1 protein-coding gene is annotated in these 361 nt (G+C 62.3%); it reads right to left on the reverse strand.

Translation table 11 applies throughout. From position 1 onward, the window contains the following. The coding region (locus AC1Q80_RS30890; RefSeq protein ID WP_492362949.1) for a Gfo/Idh/MocA family protein at nt 1–361 on the reverse strand (361 nt) is incomplete at both ends.

Consider the following 361-nt stretch of genomic DNA (forward strand, 5'->3'; position numbering starts at 1 on the left):
TATGAACAGCGCATCGCTGTCGTCGGCCGCCTTCTTCAGCTTCTTCGCATCCGACAGCGTCGAGGTCAGCGGCTTGTCGCAGATCACATGGATGCCGCGCTTCAAAAACTCTTTTGCCGCTTCATAGTGCACGTGGTTGGGGGTGACGATCGCCACCGCCTCGATGCCGTCCTTCAGTTTGGCCTCGCGGATCGCCATCTGCTTGAAATCGGAATAGACTCGCGACGGATCGAGCCCGAGTTCGCGGCCGGAGCTTTCGGCTCTGTCCAGTGTCGACGACAGGGCGCCGGCCACCAGCTCGTAGTGATCGTCGAGCCGGGCTGCGATGCGGTGCACCGCGCCGATAAAGGCGCCCGAGCCA

It is taken from the genome of Ensifer sp. GW823-FHT05D09 (assembly GCF_058795755.1).